The organism is Ruicaihuangia caeni (assembly GCF_040536845.1).
GTDB classification, from domain to species: Bacteria; Actinomycetota; Actinomycetes; order Actinomycetales; family Microbacteriaceae; genus Ruicaihuangia; species Ruicaihuangia caeni.
The window spans coordinates 1,662,776-1,681,787 of record NZ_CP159582.1 but is presented as its reverse complement, the minus strand read 5'-3'; the positions used below and the strand labels follow the sequence as shown (position 1 = coordinate 1,681,787).

The 19,012-nt window shown below is 69.5% G+C and carries 12 protein-coding genes; 1 reads left to right on the top strand and 11 read right to left on the bottom strand.

Annotation, left to right across the window (positions count from 1 at the left end; genetic code table 11):
• Nucleotides 1-28 precede the first annotated feature (28 nt).
• The 11 genes from ABV606_RS07750 to ABV606_RS07700 form a co-directional block, all read right to left on the bottom strand.
• Nucleotides 29-2,722: a transglutaminase-like domain-containing protein gene (locus ABV606_RS07750; protein WP_353987296.1), complete on the bottom strand. Its 2,694-nt coding sequence runs from the start codon at nt 2,720-2,722 to the stop codon at nt 29-31.
• Nucleotides 2,719-4,101 (bottom strand): DUF58 domain-containing protein, encoded by a 1,383-nt coding sequence (locus tag ABV606_RS07745; RefSeq protein ID WP_281488330.1) that lies wholly within the window; start codon nt 4,099-4,101, stop codon nt 2,719-2,721. The genes ABV606_RS07750 and ABV606_RS07745 overlap by 4 nt, the downstream gene beginning before the upstream one ends.
• Nucleotides 4,098-5,063: an AAA family ATPase gene (locus ABV606_RS07740; RefSeq protein WP_281488596.1), complete on the bottom strand. Its 966-nt coding sequence runs from the start codon at nt 5,061-5,063 to the stop codon at nt 4,098-4,100. The genes ABV606_RS07745 and ABV606_RS07740 overlap by 4 nt, the downstream gene beginning before the upstream one ends.
• 103 nt (nt 5,064-5,166) lie before the next feature.
• On the bottom strand, nt 5,167-11,415 hold the full coding sequence (locus tag ABV606_RS07735; RefSeq protein ID WP_353987295.1) for an Ig-like domain-containing protein: 6,249 nt from the start codon (nt 11,413-11,415) through the stop codon (nt 5,167-5,169).
• On the bottom strand, nt 11,412-12,545 hold the full coding sequence (locus tag ABV606_RS07730; protein ID WP_353987294.1) for a serine/threonine-protein kinase: 1,134 nt from the start codon (nt 12,543-12,545) through the stop codon (nt 11,412-11,414). Before ABV606_RS07730 ends, ABV606_RS07735 begins: the two co-directional genes overlap by 4 nt.
• A gap of 219 nt (nt 12,546-12,764) precedes the next feature.
• Nucleotides 12,765-13,661: a hypothetical protein gene (locus ABV606_RS07725; RefSeq protein ID WP_353987293.1), complete on the bottom strand. Its 897-nt coding sequence runs from the start codon at nt 13,659-13,661 to the stop codon at nt 12,765-12,767.
• On the bottom strand, nt 13,658-14,311 hold the full coding sequence (locus tag ABV606_RS07720) for a hypothetical protein (protein ID WP_353987292.1): 654 nt from the start codon (nt 14,309-14,311) through the stop codon (nt 13,658-13,660). The genes ABV606_RS07725 and ABV606_RS07720 overlap by 4 nt, the downstream gene beginning before the upstream one ends.
• Entirely contained in the window at nt 14,308-14,940 is a 633-nt protein-coding gene (locus ABV606_RS07715; RefSeq protein ID WP_353987291.1) for a hypothetical protein, read from the bottom strand. The genes ABV606_RS07720 and ABV606_RS07715 overlap by 4 nt, the downstream gene beginning before the upstream one ends.
• Nucleotides 14,937-16,253, bottom strand: a complete 1,317-nt coding sequence (locus ABV606_RS07710; protein WP_353987290.1) for a hypothetical protein — start codon at nt 16,251-16,253, stop codon at nt 14,937-14,939. The genes ABV606_RS07715 and ABV606_RS07710 overlap by 4 nt, the downstream gene beginning before the upstream one ends.
• A gap of 52 nt (nt 16,254-16,305) precedes the next feature.
• On the bottom strand, nt 16,306-16,632 hold the full coding sequence (locus ABV606_RS07705) for a hypothetical protein (protein WP_353987289.1): 327 nt from the start codon (nt 16,630-16,632) through the stop codon (nt 16,306-16,308).
• A 70-nt stretch (nt 16,633-16,702) separates the two neighbouring features.
• Nucleotides 16,703-16,999: a WXG100 family type VII secretion target gene (locus ABV606_RS07700; protein WP_353987288.1), complete on the bottom strand. Its 297-nt coding sequence runs from the start codon at nt 16,997-16,999 to the stop codon at nt 16,703-16,705.
• Nucleotides 17,000-17,399: 400 nt separating this feature from the next.
• Between ABV606_RS07700 and ABV606_RS07695 the strand changes: the two genes are divergently transcribed.
• A complete protein-coding gene (locus tag ABV606_RS07695) occupies nt 17,400-18,815 on the top strand; it encodes an MFS transporter (RefSeq protein ID WP_353987287.1) in 1,416 nt (471 codons plus the stop codon).
• Nucleotides 18,816-19,012 lie beyond the last annotated feature (197 nt).

The window sequence follows — 19,012 nt, the reverse complement described above, 5'->3', positions numbered from 1 at the left end:
GGTACCGGGTTTCGGCGACCCGGCGTGCTCACGCTCCCCTGCGTCGCCGACGGCTGCTCGTTCGAGCGGCACGCAGCGAGCGCCGCACAGGCCGGTGCGAGCCGGTTCTGCGCAGACCGCGCGGCAGTGAACGCAGTGAGATCGCCGCGCGCAGCCTTCCGCGTGCTCCCGCGGATGCGGCCAGCTCGGCGCGTTCAGCATCGACCAGCGCCCACACCGCTGCAGGGTCGTGACCGACCGCGCCCGGCGGAGCGAACGCGGCTGCGTCGGCATGCCGGGCGATCTGCACGGCTCGCGGGCTGGAGTGCAGCACCGCGAGCTCCTCCCTCGTGAGCGCCCCCTGCCGTGCTCGCGAGTGGTCGACCGCGAGATCGACGTACTCGTCCCAGGCGCCGGTGACCCGCGAGGCAGCGTCGGGCGCGCGTCGCCGCCTGCGTCGACGGCGCACCTTGGCGGCGATCACGCTGAGGAACGGCGCGCTGAGCACCGCGAGCGCGAGGAGCGTCCAGCCGGCGACGGTGAGCGCCGGCCACAGCCACGACAGGTCGAGCCCGGGGTCGACGGCATCCGGCGAGCGCTCATCCCCTCCGCTCGGCTCGAGCTGGGGCGGGCGCTGCTCCCTCGCGTTCTCGGGAACCACCTCGGTGTCGAGGCGGGGGTCGCGCAGCGTGTCGTCGTCGGGTGCGAGCGGATGCCGGGCCTGCGGCGTCGCGTCGACGGCTGCCCACTCGCCACCGGCACCACCGACCTCGACCCAAGCGGTGAGGTTGCCGCCGCGACACACGCCGTCTTCGCACGCAGGAATGCCCGGCGCCCCGGTCGCGGTGCGCGCAGTGCCGTCGAGCACGAACCCGAGCACCACACGCGCGTCGAAACCGAGCTGCCGCGCGATGAGTGCCGCCGCCACCGCGAATTGCTCATCGTCGCCGACGGCCGCGACCAAGCGCTCATTCGACACCGCCTCTGTGCTTCGCTGCTTCTCGATGAGCGCCGTGAACAGCGCATCGATTCGATCTGAGGAGTGGCCGGCGAGACTCGGCTCGAACCGATAGCCGGGTAGCGCGCGCGCCCATTCGGCGCCCGAGGCGGGAAGCTCGAGCGCGTGGCTCCGGTAGCCGCGCTCGCGCAGCCGCGAGATCAGCTCGGCGAGCGCGGCGGCGTCGTCTCCGAGCCGTTGCGAGGAGACCCACTCCTTCAGCGACTCCGGGACCACTTCGGCCAGGGCCCCCATCGGCGCCCGAGGATTGCTGAGAGCCTCCAGGCGCACGGGTTCGGAAGCCTGCTCGACATCGAGCAGATACCGGTCGCCCTGACGCAGGCGTTCGAGTTGCACCGCTGCGGAGGCGGCGTGATCGTAAAAGAAGCCGTCGCTGAGCGCGTCGCGGCGGTCGCCCGAGAAGCGCACATCGAGCAGTCGCCCGGCGGACGGCATCCACACGCCCTCGTAGCCGAGGATCTCGATGTCGAGGGTCGCCCGTGCACCGTCACCCGGTCGTTGATGAGTGGGCACGCGCTCGAACACGGATGACTGCCCCGAGAGCGCGGGGATCCCCGGGTCTTCGCTCGCCGGAGCGTCCGGAGAGTCCGGGCCGGCTGAGACGGCCGAGAGACCCACGGACGCTCGCGTGCCGTCGTACCCTCCCAGCACCGCGAGGCGCAGCCTGTCGACCTCGCCTTCACCGGTCACCCGGAACAGCTCGCGATCGAACCAGTCATCGGTGAACGAACCGCGGTACGCCGCGAGCGGGCTGGGCTGCTGCGCCAGATGCTCAGCGGGGTCGACCGCGGTGCGAAGCACATCACGCGTGGCGGAGGCGCTGAGGGCGGATGCGGTGGGCACCGCTACCGCGATCGCGGTCAGCAGCACGACCCCGGCGAGCGCGGTGCGGCGAAGGCGGGCGCCGAGCGGGGCACGAGGCTTGCGCACTCTCACAGCCGGAGCCGAGGCCGGAAGCCCGGGTGCGGCCGGGCGTGCACCCCGGCCGAGCGCGCGGCGTCGGCTGTCACGGGCGTGCCAGGCGAGGTACCAGATCGCGACCGCGAACCCCGCCGCACCGAGCGCCGCCTCCCGAGGGGCGTGGAGCGCCAGTGCACCCAGCCGCAGCGACTCGCTGCTCGCACTCGTTCCGAACGCGATGCCGAACATCTGCGCGACCAGCCAGGGCACGACCACCAGCAGCGGGAGCCTTCCGCGCCAGGCGGAGCGGAAGCTCACGACCGACGCCGCGAGGAACAGGATGAACGCGGGAACGAGCAAGGCGTGGTACGAGCCCACCGGCATCGAGACCGTGACCAACTGCTTCCACGCGGTCACGGGCGCTGCAGCGAGTTCGACCAGCCCGCGCAGCGATTCCTCTGGCGAACTCAGCGAGCGCGGCATGGCCAGCGGCAGGCCGAGCGCGAAGTACCCGACGAGGATCGCGAGCAGCACCGCGGGCCAGCGCCAGCGCCTCAGCACGGCAGTCAGGGCGATGGCTGCGCCGGCGAGCATCGCGCCTCCCGCCGTGACGACGAGCCACACGGTGCGGTAGATCGGCCACACCGTGGCGAGCGCGATGACGGCGAGCGCAATGACGAACACGGTCGCGATGAGCGCTCGTGCGACCGCTGCGCCGCGTCCACTCGCAGAGCGTCTCGGCCGAGCACCGGCTGCCGCCTCGGGGAACGCGGGCGGCTCCCCCGCACCCGCGGAGGTCGCAGCGTGCGGCATCCGCTCGCTCATCGCGCCCTCCTGCCGAGCAGCGCCCGCAGATCATCGAGCAGGGCGATGGTGAAGACACCGGTGCCGGCGAGCTCGCGGAACGAGGGTTCACGATCGGGATCGCACAGCACCGCGACCACGGCCGCATCGGCGGGGAAGGCGAGCGATAGCGACCGCAACTGCCTCGGGCTGACCCCCGATCCGCAGACGATGAAGACGATCGACATGTCGGGTGCGATGCGCGAGGCCAGCGCGCACGCGTCGGCGAGGGGCATGGCGAGCGGCGAGCGCTCGACCGTGCTCAGCTCGTCGAGCAGCAGATCGGGCGTGCGCACTGTGAGGGAGCGGACCGAGCGGATGCTGGCGCGCGCGAACTCGGGGACCTCATCGCCCGCGAGCACCGCGAGCTCCCGACCGTCGCGCAGGGCCCGGGCGCCCAGCGACCCCGCGACGCTCACCGCGAGCTCGTACTCCTCGTCGGCGCCGAACTCCGCATCGTTCATGGCGAGCATCACGACGATCCGCGAGCGCCGGCTCTCTTCGAACTGCCGGACCATGAGGGTTCCGGTCTTGGCCGTCGACTTCCAGTGGATGTGCCGCTGGCCATCGCCGGTGGCGTACTCGCGAATCGCGTGGAACGAGAGATCGGAGTCGACGATGCGGCGCGTCGGATTGCCCTCGAGGTCACGGATGACGCCCGCGCTCGTGCTCGCAAGCGCGGTCGTCACCGGATGCACGTGCAGCCGCTGCGGCTCGGCCCAGTCGACCTCGCGTCGGAAGACGCCGAGTGGATCGCTGCGCACCGAGGTCGCCGGCCCGACCATGATCACGCCGCGCCGCTCGGTGGGCACGACCACTTCATCGCTGTGCGCGTTGCCTGCTCGCAGGAACGGCACCGCGACATCCGTCAGGGCGTCACCGATCGGGATCTCGACGGTTCCCGGCAATTGAGCGGTGCGCGATGCATTGGTGACCGTGAGATCGCCGACGGCGGCATCGCCCGCCACCACGCGCGCCGCCCGCAGCTCGAAGCGGATGTCATAGGCGCGCCCTCCCGCGAGGAACGGCAGGGCGAACAGCACGAGGGCAGCGCCGATGGCGCCGGCGACCACGAGCTCGGTCCAGCCGAGCCCGAGCCCGAGCGGCAGGAGCACGAACGCTCCCGACAGCGCCAACCAGCCGATAGGCGTCACCGTGCCCGCCACCCAGCGCCGCGCAGCGCCCGCGGCGTCACGCAGACGCTGCCACGTGCGCACGCCCCGCACCGCCGTCTCGACGAACGCGCCGGCTCGCGTGGTCGCGTAATGCGTGCGCGTCGAGCCGCCCGTCGAGGTCGAGGTCGACGTCGAGGTCGTCGATGAGGCGGTGCGGCCGAGGTCGCTGTCGGTGCGGGGGCTCACCCGATGTCGCTCCGACTGGGGGGCACCGTGTCCATGAGGATCTGCCCGATCACAGCGCCGGCCGTGACGCCGTCGAACTCCGCCTCGGGGTCGAGCACGATCCGGTGGGCGAGCACGTGCTCGGCCAGTCGCTTCACGTCGTCGGGCGTCACGAAGACCCGGCCGTGCGCGGCGGCCCAGGTCTTCGACGCCTTGGTGAGCGCTCGCGCCCCGCGCACGCTCGACCCCATGCGCACCTGTCGCGCCGTGCGCGTGGCCTCGATCAGGCGAGCGATGTAGTCGTACACGAGCGGGTGCACGTACACAGCCCGGGCGAGCTCGGAAAGCGTGAGGAGGCCCTGGGGCGTGATCACTGGTTCGAGGTCGTGACGGATATCGCTGGTGCCTTCGAGGATGCGGATCGTCGAGGCGAGGTCGGGGTACCCGAGCGACGTCTTCATCATGAACCGGTCGAGTTGCGCCTCGGGCAACCTGTACGTTCCCGCCTGCTCGATGGGGTTCTGCGTGGCGATGACGAGGAACGGCGACCCGGTTGACCGCGTGACGCCGTCGACCGTGACGCGACCCTCCTCCATGGCCTCGAGCAGCGCCGACTGGGTCTTGGGGCTCGCCCGGTTGATCTCATCGGCGAGGACGATGTTCGCGAACACCGGCCCGGGGTGGAACTCGAACTCCCCGCGCTTCTGGTCGTAGACCGTGATGCCCGTGACGTCGCCCGGCAGCAGATCGGGCGTGAACTGGATGCGGCTGCTGGTGCCCTGCACGGTCTGCGACATCGCGCGCGCGAGCGAAGTCTTGCCGGTGCCTGGAAAGTCTTCGAGCAGCAGGTGGCCCTCGCTGACCATGGCCGTGAACGCGAGTTCGATGACGTGCCGCTTGCCGAGCACCGCCCGTTCGACGTTGCTCGCCATCGCGTCGAACGTCGACTCGAACCAGGAGGACTGCTCGTTCGTGATCGTCATCGGACTGGTGATGGTCATCGTGTGGGTGCTTTCTCGGTGGGATGGGCGATGCGGGTGCATGCCGTCAGGAGGTGAGAGGCGACGGGCGGGCCGGCCATGGAGGTCATGGTGCGCATGCGACCTCCGCTGCGATCGTGCCCGCCTTGGCATCGAGGCCCTGAACAGCGGCTGCGGTCCAGGCCAGGTTCCACTGGACGTTCCGCACTCGCGTGGCGCCCGCGGGCCAGGTCGACTCGTCGGTTCCCGCGACCCACGCTCCACCGCCCTCGGCGTCGGGCACGTACGCCTCGAACGCGGTGAGCGTCGCGGCCGCGAGCGATGCCTCGCCGCCCGTGAGACTCAGGGCGATGCCGGCTGGGGCGCTGACGCGACAGGTGACGTCGACCTGCGGCATCCGCACCTGCCATGCGCGGTCCGCCTGCACGGGGGTGACGGCCGACGCCGGCCCGCAGCGGGTGAGGTCGCCTTCGAGGCAGTACTTGACCCGGATGCCGGGGTCACGACCCCAGACGGTCGAGCCGCCGTCGTAGTTCTCGAAGACCGCGTCGAACCCCTGCGGCGGCGCGGTCGCGGCGGTCGGTTGATCGATGGTGTAGCGGTCGCCTCGATCGGTCACGGTGTACCGGTACGTGCCGTCGCCCGGCGCCGGGGGCGCCACCCACGTCGTTGCGGTGCCGAGCGTCTGCTGCGCGACGCCGTACCCGTTCGAGTAGCAGGCGATCACCGTGTAGCTGCGGTGCTTCGCCAGCGACCCGATCGTTGGCGAGGTCGAGACCTGCCCGGCTGCCGTCGCCTGCAGCCCGGTCCCATCGCGCCCGACCGTACAACTGGCGATCCCCGATTGCGTGGCGATGTAGCGCACCTCGTCGGGCCGGTCGCTGCTGTTGCGGCCGAAGGTCACACCTCGAACCGTGATCGAGTTCTCGGTGGTCGAGAACGAGACGCCGGCGGCGTCGATCAGGGGCGATCCGACTGCCCGGACGGTGACGGTCGCGGTCGACGCCGATGGTGCACGCCCCGGCGGCAGGGGGAAGTCGCTCAGTGGGGTCACCGTCAGCTCGTGCGAGCCGGGCGTGAGGGTGAAGCGCACGGTCGTCTCGCCGCGGCGCTCGGCGCGCACTTCGGCAGGGGCGCCCGCCGCACCACTGATGGCGTAGCGGTCAGCGCGCGGCTCCGATTGGCCGATCCTGAGCTCGACCGCGCCCGACGACGCCGTGGTCGCCGAGGAGTCGTAGCGGGATTCGGCAGCGACCGCGCCGACCGCGGGTGCGACATACGTCCAGGCTTCGATCGCGCCCGTCGCCTGCGACTCACCGATCGCGTTCACTGCACGGGCCGTGTAGCGCTGCCTGTTGTCGTACCGCTCGCCGGGAATCGGATCGCAATTGCCCGAGGTGCTGCAGGTGCCCACCTGACGCGATCCGTTGTAGATCGCGAAGCCCTGCAGAGCCGGGTACGCGGCAGACGCTTCGCCCGGCGCGACAGCGAGTGTCACGGTCGAGGCATCGAACCCGACCTGGCTGACGGATGCCGGTGCCTTCGGGTAGCCGAGCAGGTCGACTGTGACCGAGCCGTTCCGCTCGCCAGCGCTCACCTTGCCCTGTGCGTCGCGCACGACGAACGACGTCTCGCAGGTCGCGCCCGGGGCTCCCGGCATCCACGTCGCCTTCACCCGGCGGCTGTCGGCGACCGAGAAGGTGACGCCGGGGCATGTGCCGGGTTCCACCGACGCGAGCTGCAGCGGCGTCGAGCGGTAGAGGTTCGCCTCGCCCGGGGCGCCGATGACGTCGATGAGGCAACTCGTGCCCTCCGAGGCCCTGCACTCACGGGCAGTCGTCCCGCCCTTGGGGAGCTCTGTGGGTGCCGGCCCGACCTTGAGCGTGATGAGTGCGGGCGCCGCGGCCGGATGACTCGGCAGCCGCACCGCGACGGTGTTCTCACGACCGGGCGACGCCGTGTCGAGCGCCGAGAGCACGAGTGTCGCCCCGCGCTGCTCGACAGTGAACTGGTCGCCCGAGTACTCGGCGATGAACCGCAGCGATTGCCAGTCCTCGCGCCCGTTCCACTCCACCATCTGCCGCAGGTCGTACTCGATCGGGGTTGCGGCGGGGCTGTGCGTGAGCGACGCGGGTCGAAGCTCGGGCTGCGGCTCGGGCGGGACGACCGCGAGCGGCACGACCAGGTCGGTGTACTCGGTCTGCCCGTCGAGCCGCACCGGCACCGTGCAGCTGTCGCTCCAGGGAGCGCCTTGGCCGGCTCGGTACTCCACACGCGTGCCGCTGCTCCCCGCACACCTCGCGCCGGCTCGCTGCCCTGACGGGCGCACGCCGTCGCGCGCGAGCTCCAGCCGCTCGCCAGCCGGGTAGGCGACGAGATCGGCCATGTCGAAGACGAGCGATTCGCCCTCGTCGACCGTGAGCGGGGCGAAGTCTGACTTGAGCGCCAGCACGATCTCCGAGGTGGCGGCGATGCGCAGGAACCCGTACGTCGTCATCTCGGTGCCGTCGAAGGCCGTGCCGGTGACGGCGAACGGCAGCAGCAGGCCCTCGTCGGGTGCCGTGCCGCTGATTCGCCAGCCGTCGACTGCGACACCGGCCGCGTCGCCCGCGGCGGTGTCGAGCACTCGCAGCCGCAGTTCGGTCAGGCCACCCGCCGACCACGACACCTTGCCGCTCACGACATCGATGCCGCCGGCGAAATCGCCTCGCTGCTCGAAGGAGACCACCGTGTCGGCCACGATCGGGTACTGGGGCACCGCCTCACGCACCGCGCGCAGCACGATGAGCCCAGCAGCCACATCGCCCCGCTCGTTCTCGGCGGTGTAGACGAAACTGCGGATGCCGGGCGTCTCGCCCGCGAGCAGCTCGACGCGGCCCTCGTCGATCGTCCCGAGTTGCGCGAGCGCCTGCTGATACTCGTCGGTGCCCATCGCCGCATCTGGGACGACGCTGAGCAGCGTGAGCTCTCCACCCGTCGGGTCGAGGTCGTTCGCCGTGGGTTCGACGACGACCCGGTTGCCCTCGCCCGCAACGACTTCGTAGTAGTCGCTGAATGTGACCGGGCTCGGGTCGGATTGCTCGTCGAGCACGCCGATGCGGGCGACGGCCACGCCGGTCGCCCCGTGCCGGTCGCGCACCCGGTACTCGAACTGCACCTCGCCGCGCTGGCCCCGCACGCTCGTGTACCTGATCGAGGTCGCGGTCGGAGAGATGGTGGCTGTGCCGGCATCCGGCTGGGAGATGATGCGATCGAGCTTCACCGAGTCGCCGTCGGGGTCGACGCCGAACGCCGAGAACGGCAGCTCGACGGTCTCGCCGGCCAGCACTCGGCCGACCAGCGTGCGCGGCCGTGGTGCGCGGTTCTCGCCATGCGGCAGCACCGTCACGGTGACATCGGCGGTGTCGGCGAGGTGCGGGGCTCCGGCGACAGAGACGCCATATCGCAAGGTGTAGGTGCCGGGCTCGGAAGGGGCCAGGTACCGCAGCGTCTCGCCGGCGGCGAAGGCGAGCCCCGCCGATTCCGGATCGCCCGAGCCACTGCTGCCGGAACCGTCTGCCCCGACGCGCTCGATCGACTCGGGGTGCAGCACCAGCACGTTTCCGTCGGGCGCGACGTCATTCGCGAGCACTCGGATATCGACCTGGGCACCCGCACGCACGGTGACGGCGTCTTCGACCGCGATGGGGGCCTGTGGCACCGGAGCCGGCAGCAGCACGACGGTCGCCTCGCCCTCAGTCGTGAACGCTGCGTCACCTGACCCGTCGGAGACGGTATAGCGCACGACGCCGAGCAGCCCCGGCTGACCGTCGGCGGTGCTGCCTCGCACGCGCAGCATCGCTTGGCCGACCACGTCGACATCGAGGGACGCCCCGGACGCGGTTTCGGTGACCGCCTGGCTGAGCAGCAGCACGCGCCCGGCGGGGTTCGACACTGCGGAGAACACATCGACGCTCGTGTCGGTCTTCGGGCGCACGAAGACGGTGACGGGCGCCGTCGTGAGGGCACCGGCATCCGCATCGACCGTGATCCGGGCCTGCGCGACCAGTTCGCTCACGCCGTCGCCGACCACGTAGCTCACCAGGTACGAGCCTGGTTCGCGGGCGGTGAAGTCGAAGGTGCGGCTGCCCCTGTTGACGGTGACGGATGCCGCCGCGGCAGCGCTGTCGGGCACGCTCGCGGAAGCGATCGCCACCGGACCGGACTCTCCGCTGATGTGGGGCATGGGGTCGACGGTGAGGGTGCGACCGACCACCGAGGCGAGGGCGAAGGGCTCGGCCGTCAGCTCGGGCACCGGGCTCACCTGCATCACGAGCGGCCGCTCGGCGATCGCTCCTCGCGAGTCGGACACCCGCACGACGATGGTCACCGAGATCGGGTCGGATGCCGAAGGGTCAGGATGCTGATAGACGACGCGCCCATCCGGGGTCGTCGTCACCGAGCCGACCCCGCTCTGGTTCACCGCGGAGTGCAGGTACACCGGGTCGCCGTCGGGGTCGACCCAGCCGTGCAGTACGGGAACGCGCACGGTGCCCCCGGCGCGGAGTTGCGGCTCAGGCCAGTCGAGCAGGCACTCCGCGACTCCCGCTGCACCCGATGCCTCGGCCGATGCGCCGTCGACTCCGCACCACTGCGGAGCGCCGTTCTCCTCGTCGCCGCGCGCGTGCACCGTGACAGTGGCCGGCTCCGATCGAAGGCCATCGGCGCGCGTGCCGTCGGTGACGGAGTAGCTGAACGTCGCACTCCCCTGAGCGCCTGGTGCGAGCCTGAGGGCCACAGCCTGCTGGTCGGCCACGAGGCTCACTTCGCCGAACTCGGCGGGCAATCCGGTGAGCGAGTCGGCGGCGATGGCGAGCACATCGCCGTTGGCGTCGTGATCGTTGAGGAGGACCGGGAGCAGCGTCAGACGCCCCGGTCGCGCCCCGAAGACATCGGGCTCTGCGACGGGCGGTCGCGGATCGGTGATCTCGGCGACCTGCTCGGCGTCGTCGGCGCGCTCCTCACGCTGATCGTTGTCGAGCGACCAGCGCTGCGAACCGGCGACGAGCCTTCCGTCTGGAACGGTCCAAGTCCAGCCGGAGCGCACATCGTTGAGCACGACGGTGCCGCCGTTCCGCTGGAACACCGGCGTCGGCTCGAGGGGCGGGGTGGCACCCGCGTAGTCGAGCCGCCGTTCGGCTCCCGTTCCACCCTCGCTCGCAGTGGGCCGGCCTTGCGTGTCGCCTGTGCTCGGGCCGGCGACGCTCGACCAGAGGACACCGCCGGCGCCTGCCATGGGCAGCCATGCCGCATACCGCTCGGCCCCGACCACGATGGGGGCAGCAGGGGCGCCCAGGCGCCCAGCGCCGCCGAACACGGTCGTCAGGGTGCCGCTGTCGAGTTGCACTTCGAGGAGCGAGGCGGTGTCGGCGACAAGCGCCCGTGCTCGATCGGGCGAGGCGTCTTGCAGCATCGCACCGACGCCGAGGCCGGTCTCGATCGGTTGAGGCAACGTCGACGCCCACAGCCTGGCGGTCGCACTGTCGAGCAGCAACCACCGGTCGCCCGCTACAGAGAGCTGCAAGCCGCTCTGGCCCGTCGGGTCTGCGGCACCTCCGTCGTCCGTGCCTTCAGCCGCGTCGGACCCGGGGATCGCCCCCGGAGCGTCGGGCACCGCGTGCTCGGCGACGACCCGCTCCTCGGCGATGTCGTACTCGAGCACGGCGCCGGAACCGGGCGAGTAGCTGAACAGCCTGCCGTTCTCGGTCACGGCGATCGCTGCGGCGCGGTACTGCTCCGTCGGCTGCTGCGGTTCGTCGGTGGCCGCGATCCCTGTGCCCGGGTCGACGGATGCCGCAGCATCCGCCGATCCATCGATGCGGCCGGCGAAGACCTGACCCTCAGCGGTGAGGTATCCGATCCATTCGCCCTCGGCGCTGATGGACGTCGTGCCGGACGGTGTGCCGGCGAAGGCGGCGTCGTCGTCGTTGAGATCGGCCGGCCTGGCCGGGTCGATGCGCGCCACGCGTTCGTTGTTCTGGGCGAAGAGCAGCGCCGCACCGGCATGCTGGGCGAGCGCTGTCGGCCGTGGCGCCGTCTTCACCGCATCGAGCTCGCCGAGCGCCGTGTTGACTCGCGCGTAGCGGTTGCCGTCACCGCTCTGCAGCACCCACACGCTGCCGTCTTCGAGCGGGGTCTTCTTCACGTCGTAGCCGGTCGCGAACACCGCTGCGCCCGTGGCGACGAGCACGGCCGTGGCGGCGGCGACCGGCGCGGTGAGGCGGTGTCGCAGGAGCCGACCGAGGGCACCGCGGCGGGGAGGGGCGCCGCCCAGACGAGCTCCGCCCCCAGGCGGAAGACGGTCTCCGGGCATCATCCGCCCCCGGTGACGAGGGCGATGCCGGTGCCGACCGCTCCCGCGAGCAGCAGCCCGGCTGCGGCGTAGCCCGCCACCGTCGCGCGTCGGCGTCGGCCACTGCGACCGGGCTCACCGCCGGTGCCGCTCTCGTCGACGTCTCCGCGATCACGCCGCGCCGACGCCCGCTGCGACCGGGGCCGTCGCGCCGAATCGACTTCGACCTCGGAGATGGTCGCGCCGCGCATCACGGTGTCATCGAAATCAATGGGTGCCGCGGTCGCAGCCCACTGCTCGGATGCGATCTCGAGAGGAGTCGGTGCGATGCCGAGCTCGTACTGCACGAGCTGCAGGGCGTGCGCGACCTCCAACATGCTTCCGGGCCGGGCTGCTGCGTCTCGCTGAAGCATCCGGCGCAGCAGGGCGTCGAGCGACTCGGGGACAGCGGCCCCGTCGATCGGTTGGTACCGCGCGCGGAGGATGCGCGCCCGAAGCTGATCGCGCGACAGCTTGACCCCGGGGGCTTCGAATGGCGTCCGCCCGGCGATGAGCGAGTACAGGGTCGCCCCGAAACCCCAGACCTCGCTCGCGACGGTGCCGCTCGTGCGCTCGTCGACGACCTCTGGTGCGCTCCACGGGAGCGACATGGCGATGAGCTGCTCCGATCGCCCGCCGGCGAGCGACGTGGCGATGCCGAAGTCGGCGAGCACGGGGGCGCCGAACTCCGTGGTGAGGATGTTCGACGGCTTGATATCGCGGTGCAGCAGCCCGGCCCGGTGAGCGGTCTCGAGCGCGCTCGCGATCTTCACGCCGAGATGCAGCGCGGCAGCCGGCGGCATCCGTTCCTGGCGGTACCGGGCTGCGGCGGAACCGGGGCAGTACTCCATGACCAGGTACGGACGACCGTCGGCTGAGATGCTCGCCGCGTGCACCGTGACGATCGAGGGGTGAGCGCTGAGCCGCGCCATCACATCCGCCTCGGAGTTGAACATGCGGATGACGTCGTCATCGACCACTTCGCGCAACAGCACCTTGACCGCGACCGATCGCCTGGGCATGTTCTGCTCGAACAGGAACACGTCGGCGAAGCCGCCGGTGCCGAGCGGCCGCACGTAGCTGAAGCCGGAGAGCACGGGCGGCGCCGACGGCATACGACTCGCCACGAGACCCCCCGGAAATACTCGTCGACCGTCTGCGGTGTGCGTTGCGGTTCGATGCCACTCGAGCGCCGGCACGGGTGCTGATCGCGCGCTGACTGCGTGGCGAATTCGGCCTTGTTCGAGCCTAACTTTCGCTGCCTGAGGCGGCAGGGGGAGGTGGAGAGCGCCGGTCCCCCAATGCGGGGTACAGGCGTGCGCCGTGCCAGATGCTCAGGCGACGGACTCGGCGTAACCGAGCTCGGCGCCGGAGCGCCACGAGTTGAGCGCGACGATCGCGGCAGCGACGGTCGCGAGCACCGCGACGAGGGCGAACACGAGCACGGCGGTGTCGTCGAGCGGCTGACCCGAGGCATCCGCGTCGCGCCAGAGCAACGGGAGCGCACCTGCGAACCCGAGCCCCGCGAAGCCCAGCCAGCTCTCGGCTCGGAATTGTGCCGACACGAGCCGCCAGAATCGCTGAGCGGATGCCGGTCGATCGGGCGTTGCGTGCTGACGCGGCGAACGGTCCCGCGCGAACAGGGCGTATCCGAGCTTCTTCAGCAGCGATGCCAGCATGACGCCGAGTGATCCGGCTGCGACGAAGCCGTAGAACGCGGAGAGCACCCAGAAGTCGTCTGAGGCGTCGGCCACCCACGCCGCCGGCCCGCCGTCGGCGAGCGCGCCCAGCACCGGCGCGAGCACGACGAGCGACCACACGCCGACCGGCACGATGAGCCCGACGAGGTGCACGGTCAGCGGAACCGGACGCAACTCGAACGACACTGAGCCGCCTTCGAAGAAACCTCGCTCGAGGTGCAGTTGCCACGCGGCGCGACGGAACATGATGCCGAGGAACAGCAGCACTCCGCCCAGCAGGAAGAGCACGCCGGGCAGTGCGATGGCGTTGTTGAGGAGCTTCGACGCATCGCCGGTGGTGAGCGCATCGCCTCGGAGTCCGGCGAATGCCGCGATGATGAGGGCCACCGTTCCGAGTGCCAGCAGTGCGATCCCACCCCAGATGAACGGGCCTGGCTTCGGCAGGGTCGCGGCACCGCTTCGCTGCTTGCGACGTTGCGCCTGCTTCGACCGTGCCTCGATCTGCTCGCGACGGCGCTTGGCCTCGCTCATCGTTCGACCGGTTCGGGCTGGGCTTCGGGCGCGGCGTTTCGGCCGGGCGCTGAACTGGGCGCGGCATCCGCTCGGTACCAGCGGATCGAGTCGACGATGGCGTCGAAGAGCGCCACGAGCAGTTCTGGGTCGCACTCGACCGGCACATCGGCGACCAACTGCAGCAACTGCGTGCCGTCGGCAGTGGGCAGCAGGTACTCGAGCTTGAGGTCGGGCACGGGCTCCGAGCCGGGGCGCAATTGCACCGAACGCCAGGTGCGCGCAGTCGGGCCGGGCTCGAGTTCGAGCACCTCGGCGCCCGGCAGTTGCTTGCGCAGCGCATCGCTCACCCGGTCGTCGGGTGAGACGGCATCCGACCACGGGACGAACTTCATGATCATGGATGCCGGGAACGGCACATCGGGCAGGATCTCGAGCGACAGTGCCAGCTGCATCGCACCGTCGGCGCGGGCCCGCTGCACGACGTCGCGCAACTGGTCGCGAGCGTGTCTCCTCGCCGTGGCGAGACGATCGTCGCGGCCGACCCGTTGCTTCACGAGCGCGACGACCGCGCGATCGGCCGCCTCGGCGTCGTGGAGGGGAATGCTCACCCAGGTGCCGGGCAGCACGATCGTGAAATCGGCTTGCCCCACCGTCACCGCTCGCGTCATTCGAGCGCCCCGAGCCGGAAGGTCACCGTGTCGACGATCGCCTGCGTCTCGGCGCGCATGTCGCCGAACGTCGCGAGGTCGGAGACGGTGAACGTGAAGTGAAGCATGTCTGAGGCGCCGTCGGGGAAGACGCCGAAGACCGTGCGCTGCTCGAGATGCCCTTCCGCCTGACCGGGCTCGAGGTATTCGAGGCGCTGCAGCATGCCCACCACCTCGCGATTATCACCGCGCAGGCGCCAGAAGTCGGCCTCGCGCGAACGCGTGCCGAGCGGCATGGTCTCGACCGACTCGGCGAGCGCACGCTCCAGCTCGTCAGGCCCGTCATCCGGTTCGAGTTCGAGCTGCTGCACCGTGATGAGGCACCCGATCGTCATGGTGAACTGCGGTCGCACCGAAACGACGGCCGTGAACAGCGGGTTCGCGCGGCTCAGCAGCCGGTCGCGGAGCTCGGCGAGCGACTCGATGATCTGGCCTGTGGCCCCGGCATCCGCCCGCTCGCGCACATCGTCGATGACCGCGCGCGCCCAGCGCTCGGAGTCAAGGTCGTCGTGACCGAACAGCGGGATCGGGTAATAGTCCTCCGGCACATCGAAGTCGAAGTCGAGGATCTCGAGGCGGCCGGGGGTCACCGTTCTGTGATCCGGTTCTCGATGCCGACGCTGATGTCCTTGAGGATCGAGTCGGGCTTGAGCGAGACCTCGAGCGGCGTGAGCGTGTTGATGAGGGTCTGCCCTGTGCCCAGCACCTTGCGTCCGTCGACGAGCATGAGCGTGACCTGGCCGCCTCGCGACAGGGCCTTCCACGCGTCGCCGGTCAGGTCGAGATCGAGGGTCTTCAGGCCGAGCGGGTTGCCGCGGAAGTTCTGCCAGCCGGTGGCGAATCCGTCAGAGAAGCGAGCGCTGAACGTGCTGCCCTTGCCGAGCCCGAGCTTGAAGGGGTTGAGCCCATCGCTGAGGAACGTCTTGAAGCTGTTGCCGTTCTTGAACAGGTTGCGGTACTCGCCGCTCTTGAACGAGTTCTTCGAGGCGCCGAAGACCTTCTTGAACGCCTTCGAGTTCAAGAAGTCGTCGCCCTTCGTCATGACCTTGTTCATGGCCTTGAACTTCGCCAGCTTGCCGAGGTAGCTGAAGATCTTGCCGCCGAATGCGGCGAGCACCAGACCGACGGCTGCGAACACGACATCCATGATGCCGCCCTCACCGCGTGTGAGTTTCACGACCGCGTCGATCATCGCCATGATCGCGCCGAGGATCGCGAGCCCCACGAGCACGGCGCCCAGGATCGGCACCCACGAGAGGAAGATCGCAAGCACCCCGGCGATCTCGCAGATGATCTTGAGCACGTCGCGGATCTTGCCGATGTCGTCCCACCAGCTGTCATTGAGCTGGTCGCCGACCTTGCCGTTGACGACATCGTTGATGTCTCGGCTCGCGGCCTGCGCCGCGCTGTCTTTGTCGCCCTTCGCGGCGTGCCACTTCTGCACCGCGGTGCTGACGGCGGTGCGCTTGCGACTGACCTCGTCGGCGGCGGTCTGAGCGGCGGTCTGCGCCGCGGCATCCGCGTCGGGCTCGTCGGCGGCCCGGTCGGCACGGCGCTGCGTCGACTCGGCGGTGTCGAGCGCTGAGCGCGCGGCGTTGATCTCGGAGATGGCCGTGTCGGCGTCGTCTTGGGCCTGCTTGAGCTTGGTGGAGTAGTCGAGCAGGGCGGTTGCGGTGAGGGCATAGCGCTGCTGTGCTTTGCCGATGTCGCGCGATACATCGCTGAGCGAGCCGCGCAGCGCCTCGACGGCCTTGCTTCGCTGGTCGTCGGCGTCTGCCAGTCGGTCGATCGTGTTGAGCGACCGAGTGATCGCGTGGCCGATCTCCTGGTAGTGCTGCGCTTTGGTGCGCACGAGGGCGGCGTCGCCGGTCAGCGGCTGGCCCTCGTAGTCTCTGTTGCTCACTCCCCCGCCTCTCGCGCGCCCCTCGCGCCGCATTCCATTGTCGCCTGCCTGCTCACACCGGCACGGCGTGCGGCGCATTCGCCGCAGTGTCGGCCGCGGCCTCCTCGAGCGCTCGCACGAGTTCCTGGTCGACCGCGTCGAGGTTCTCGCGGATCGCCTTCACCTGCTCATAGAGCGCCTCGACCTGCTCGGTCATGTTCTTGCGCCGGTCGTTCCACTTCGTGGAGAACTCGCGCACTCGGTCTTCAAGCGCGTCGTCGCCGACCGCGTTCGCCACGGCCGCGCTGAAGTCGTCGGCGCTCTCATACTCGGTCGCGATGGCGAGCAGATCGTCTTCAAGCTGCTGCAGCAAGGTGGTCTGCACCTGCAGATCGGCCATGGCTCTCCCTTCGTGTGACAGCACGCCGGCCCCGGTGCGCTGACCGGGACCGCTACGCGAGACTGGCCGGTCAGCCGCTGATGGCGCGGCCGAGCTCCTCGTCGACGTTCTTGAGCGCCTCGGCGGCCTTGATGAGGAACTGCGACATGCCGTCGAGCCCGCTGACGGTCTCGGTCGCGCCCTTGGTGAACTGCTCGTACGAGCTCTGGAACGCGCCCGACGCGGCATCGGTCACGAAGCCGGCGTTCACGAGGTTGTTGATGAGCACCTGCAGCTCGTTGAGCTTCGAGGTGAGCTCTTCCTTGCCGGTGGTGAGGCGACCAGCGGCGTCGTTCATCTCCGAGTAGGTGACATTCATGTTCGCCATATGCGACTCCTTCGCTTCGCGGCAGGCCCCCTGACCCGGCCGATCGTCCTCCACGCTAGCGGCGTTGCGGTAAACAGCCCATGGGGAGGACTCCCCATGGGCTGTAGTCAGCCATCAGAGTCCGCTGCCTCGCAGGGGGCAAAGAGGTCGTCGTTCACGAGCGCCATTCGCACCGCACGCAGACGCAAGTAGCCGTTGGGGTGGGACTACGCTACGCCGCCCGAAACACCAAACCTAGGCTGAGAGCGCTCAGCACCGCTCGCGAAGATGCGCGCCTGTTGCGCCGTGCAGTATTGCCAGGGAGAGCCATGACGATTCCGACTACCGTGACTGCGTTGGTAACCGACGGCTCATGCGGGCGCGACTGAAGGTGCCGACCCTCAGAACGCGCTCGCGAGCCGTGCCATCTGCGCGACGCTACTCCCCTCTCTCACGCGCGCCGCAGGGTGTCGTCATCGGCACGTTGGCGATCGGTGCGACGTTCGCGTCGTTCCTTCAATCCCTCGTCATCCCTCTCCTCGCCGACATTCCGACCATCTTTTCGGTCACCCAGGGGGAATCGTCGTGGATTCTCACCGCAACGCTTGTCAGTGGTGCGATTGTCACGCCGGTCGCCGGGAGACTCGGAGACCTGTACGGCAAACGTCGGGTGCTCCTACTGATCGTGACGACAGTGCTTGCGGGTTCGGTTGTCGCGGCGCTTTCACCGAACCTCTCGATCATGATCGTCGGCCGTGCCCTGCAAGGCGCGCTTGTGGGTGTCATACCCCTCGGAATCAGCATTTTGCGTGACATCCTTCCGCGAGACCGGCTCACCGGGGCGGTCGGGTTGGTCAGCTCGTCACTCGGAGTGGGTGGTGCGCTGGGCTTTCCGCTGTCAGCGGTCATCTACCAGCACCTCGGTTGGCAGGCGCTCTATTGGACCGCGGTCATCTTGATGATCGTTCTGCTGGCGGCGCTGTACTTCATCATCCCGGCGACCGCGATCACTGCGCACGGGTCATTCGATTACCTCGGCGCCCTCGTCCTATCACTCAGCGTTGTCTGCATCCTGCTGGCCATCTCACGTGGCCCCGAGTGGGGGCTGATCTCGCCCATCACAATGACCTGCCTCGGGACTGGGATCATCCTTCTTATCGCGTGGCTGTTCTGGGAGCTGCGACACAGATCACCTCTTGTCGACATCCGGCTCTCGGTTCGCCCAACCGTCCTGCTCACCAATCTCGCCGGCGCAGCTCTGGGGTTCTCCGTTTTCGGGTTTCAGGTGATCACGCCGATCGTGGTGCAGCTCCCACCCGAGAGCGGCGTCGGGCTCGGCGCATCTGTCATCATCGCGGGCTTATGTCTGATGCCCGCGGGGCTGATGATGCTGACATTCTCACCAATCGGTGCGCGAGTTTCTCTCCGATTCGGCGCCAAATGGAGCCTCGCCGCGGGGTCGACAGTCATCGCCGCCGGATATCTCGCTGCGCCGGTGGCGATGGACTCCCTGATTCTCCTCGGCCTGGTGAGCTTGACCCTCGGTATCGGATTCGGGTTCACTTTCGGCGCCATCCCTACGCTGATCATGAGCGCAGTTCCCCCGTCACATACCGCAGCCGCAAACGGGCTCAACTCGTTGGTTCGCTCCGTCGGCAGCGCGACCGGATCGGCGGTCTACGGCGTCATCCTGTCGACGTTCACGTTGGTGTTCAACGGAACAGTGCAGCCCGACCGCTCCGGGCTAGAACTGGCGTATGTGGTGTCGGGTCTCGCGATGCTGATCGGGGGAGCTCTAGCGCTGAGCATTCCACGTAAGCGCAGCATCGATCGCTAGCCAGGACGATGTGTTCCACCATGCCGGATGTGGGTAGGCGTATAGGTGGTTCTGCCCTGTAGACCCCACCCGGACGTCGCTAGCGTGACCGAAAGAACAACCTGCGATACCTGCAATACGCCGGGGCCTGACACACTTCCCGTTCCCGCTACCGCTACCGCTACCGCTGAGGAGCGCACTCGAGGGAACGCCGGCGC

What these genes read in the sequence shown, in the direction of transcription:
- ABV606_RS07705 (WP_353987289.1), bottom strand. Translation starts at nt 16,632, where the DNA reads ATGGCCGATCTGCAGGTGCAGACCACCTTGCTGCAGCAGCTTGAAGAC.
- ABV606_RS07725 (WP_353987293.1), bottom strand. Translation starts at nt 13,661, where the DNA reads ATGAGCGAGGCCAAGCGCCGTCGCGAGCAGATCGAGGCACGGTCGAAG.
- ABV606_RS07720 (WP_353987292.1), bottom strand. Translation starts at nt 14,311, where the DNA reads ATGACGCGAGCGGTGACGGTGGGGCAAGCCGATTTCACGATCGTGCTG.
- ABV606_RS07700 (WP_353987288.1), bottom strand. Translation starts at nt 16,999, where the DNA reads ATGGCGAACATGAATGTCACCTACTCGGAGATGAACGACGCCGCTGGT.
- ABV606_RS07750 (WP_353987296.1), bottom strand. Translation starts at nt 2,722, where the DNA reads ATGAGCGAGCGGATGCCGCACGCTGCGACCTCCGCGGGTGCGGGGGAG.
- ABV606_RS07730 (WP_353987294.1), bottom strand. Translation starts at nt 12,545, where the DNA reads ATGCCGTCGGCGCCGCCCGTGCTCTCCGGCTTCAGCTACGTGCGGCCG.
- ABV606_RS07735 (WP_353987295.1), bottom strand. Translation starts at nt 11,415, where the DNA reads ATGATGCCCGGAGACCGTCTTCCGCCTGGGGGCGGAGCTCGTCTGGGC.
- ABV606_RS07740 (WP_281488596.1), bottom strand. Translation starts at nt 5,063, where the DNA reads ATGACGATCACGAACGAGCAGTCCTCCTGGTTCGAGTCGACGTTCGAC.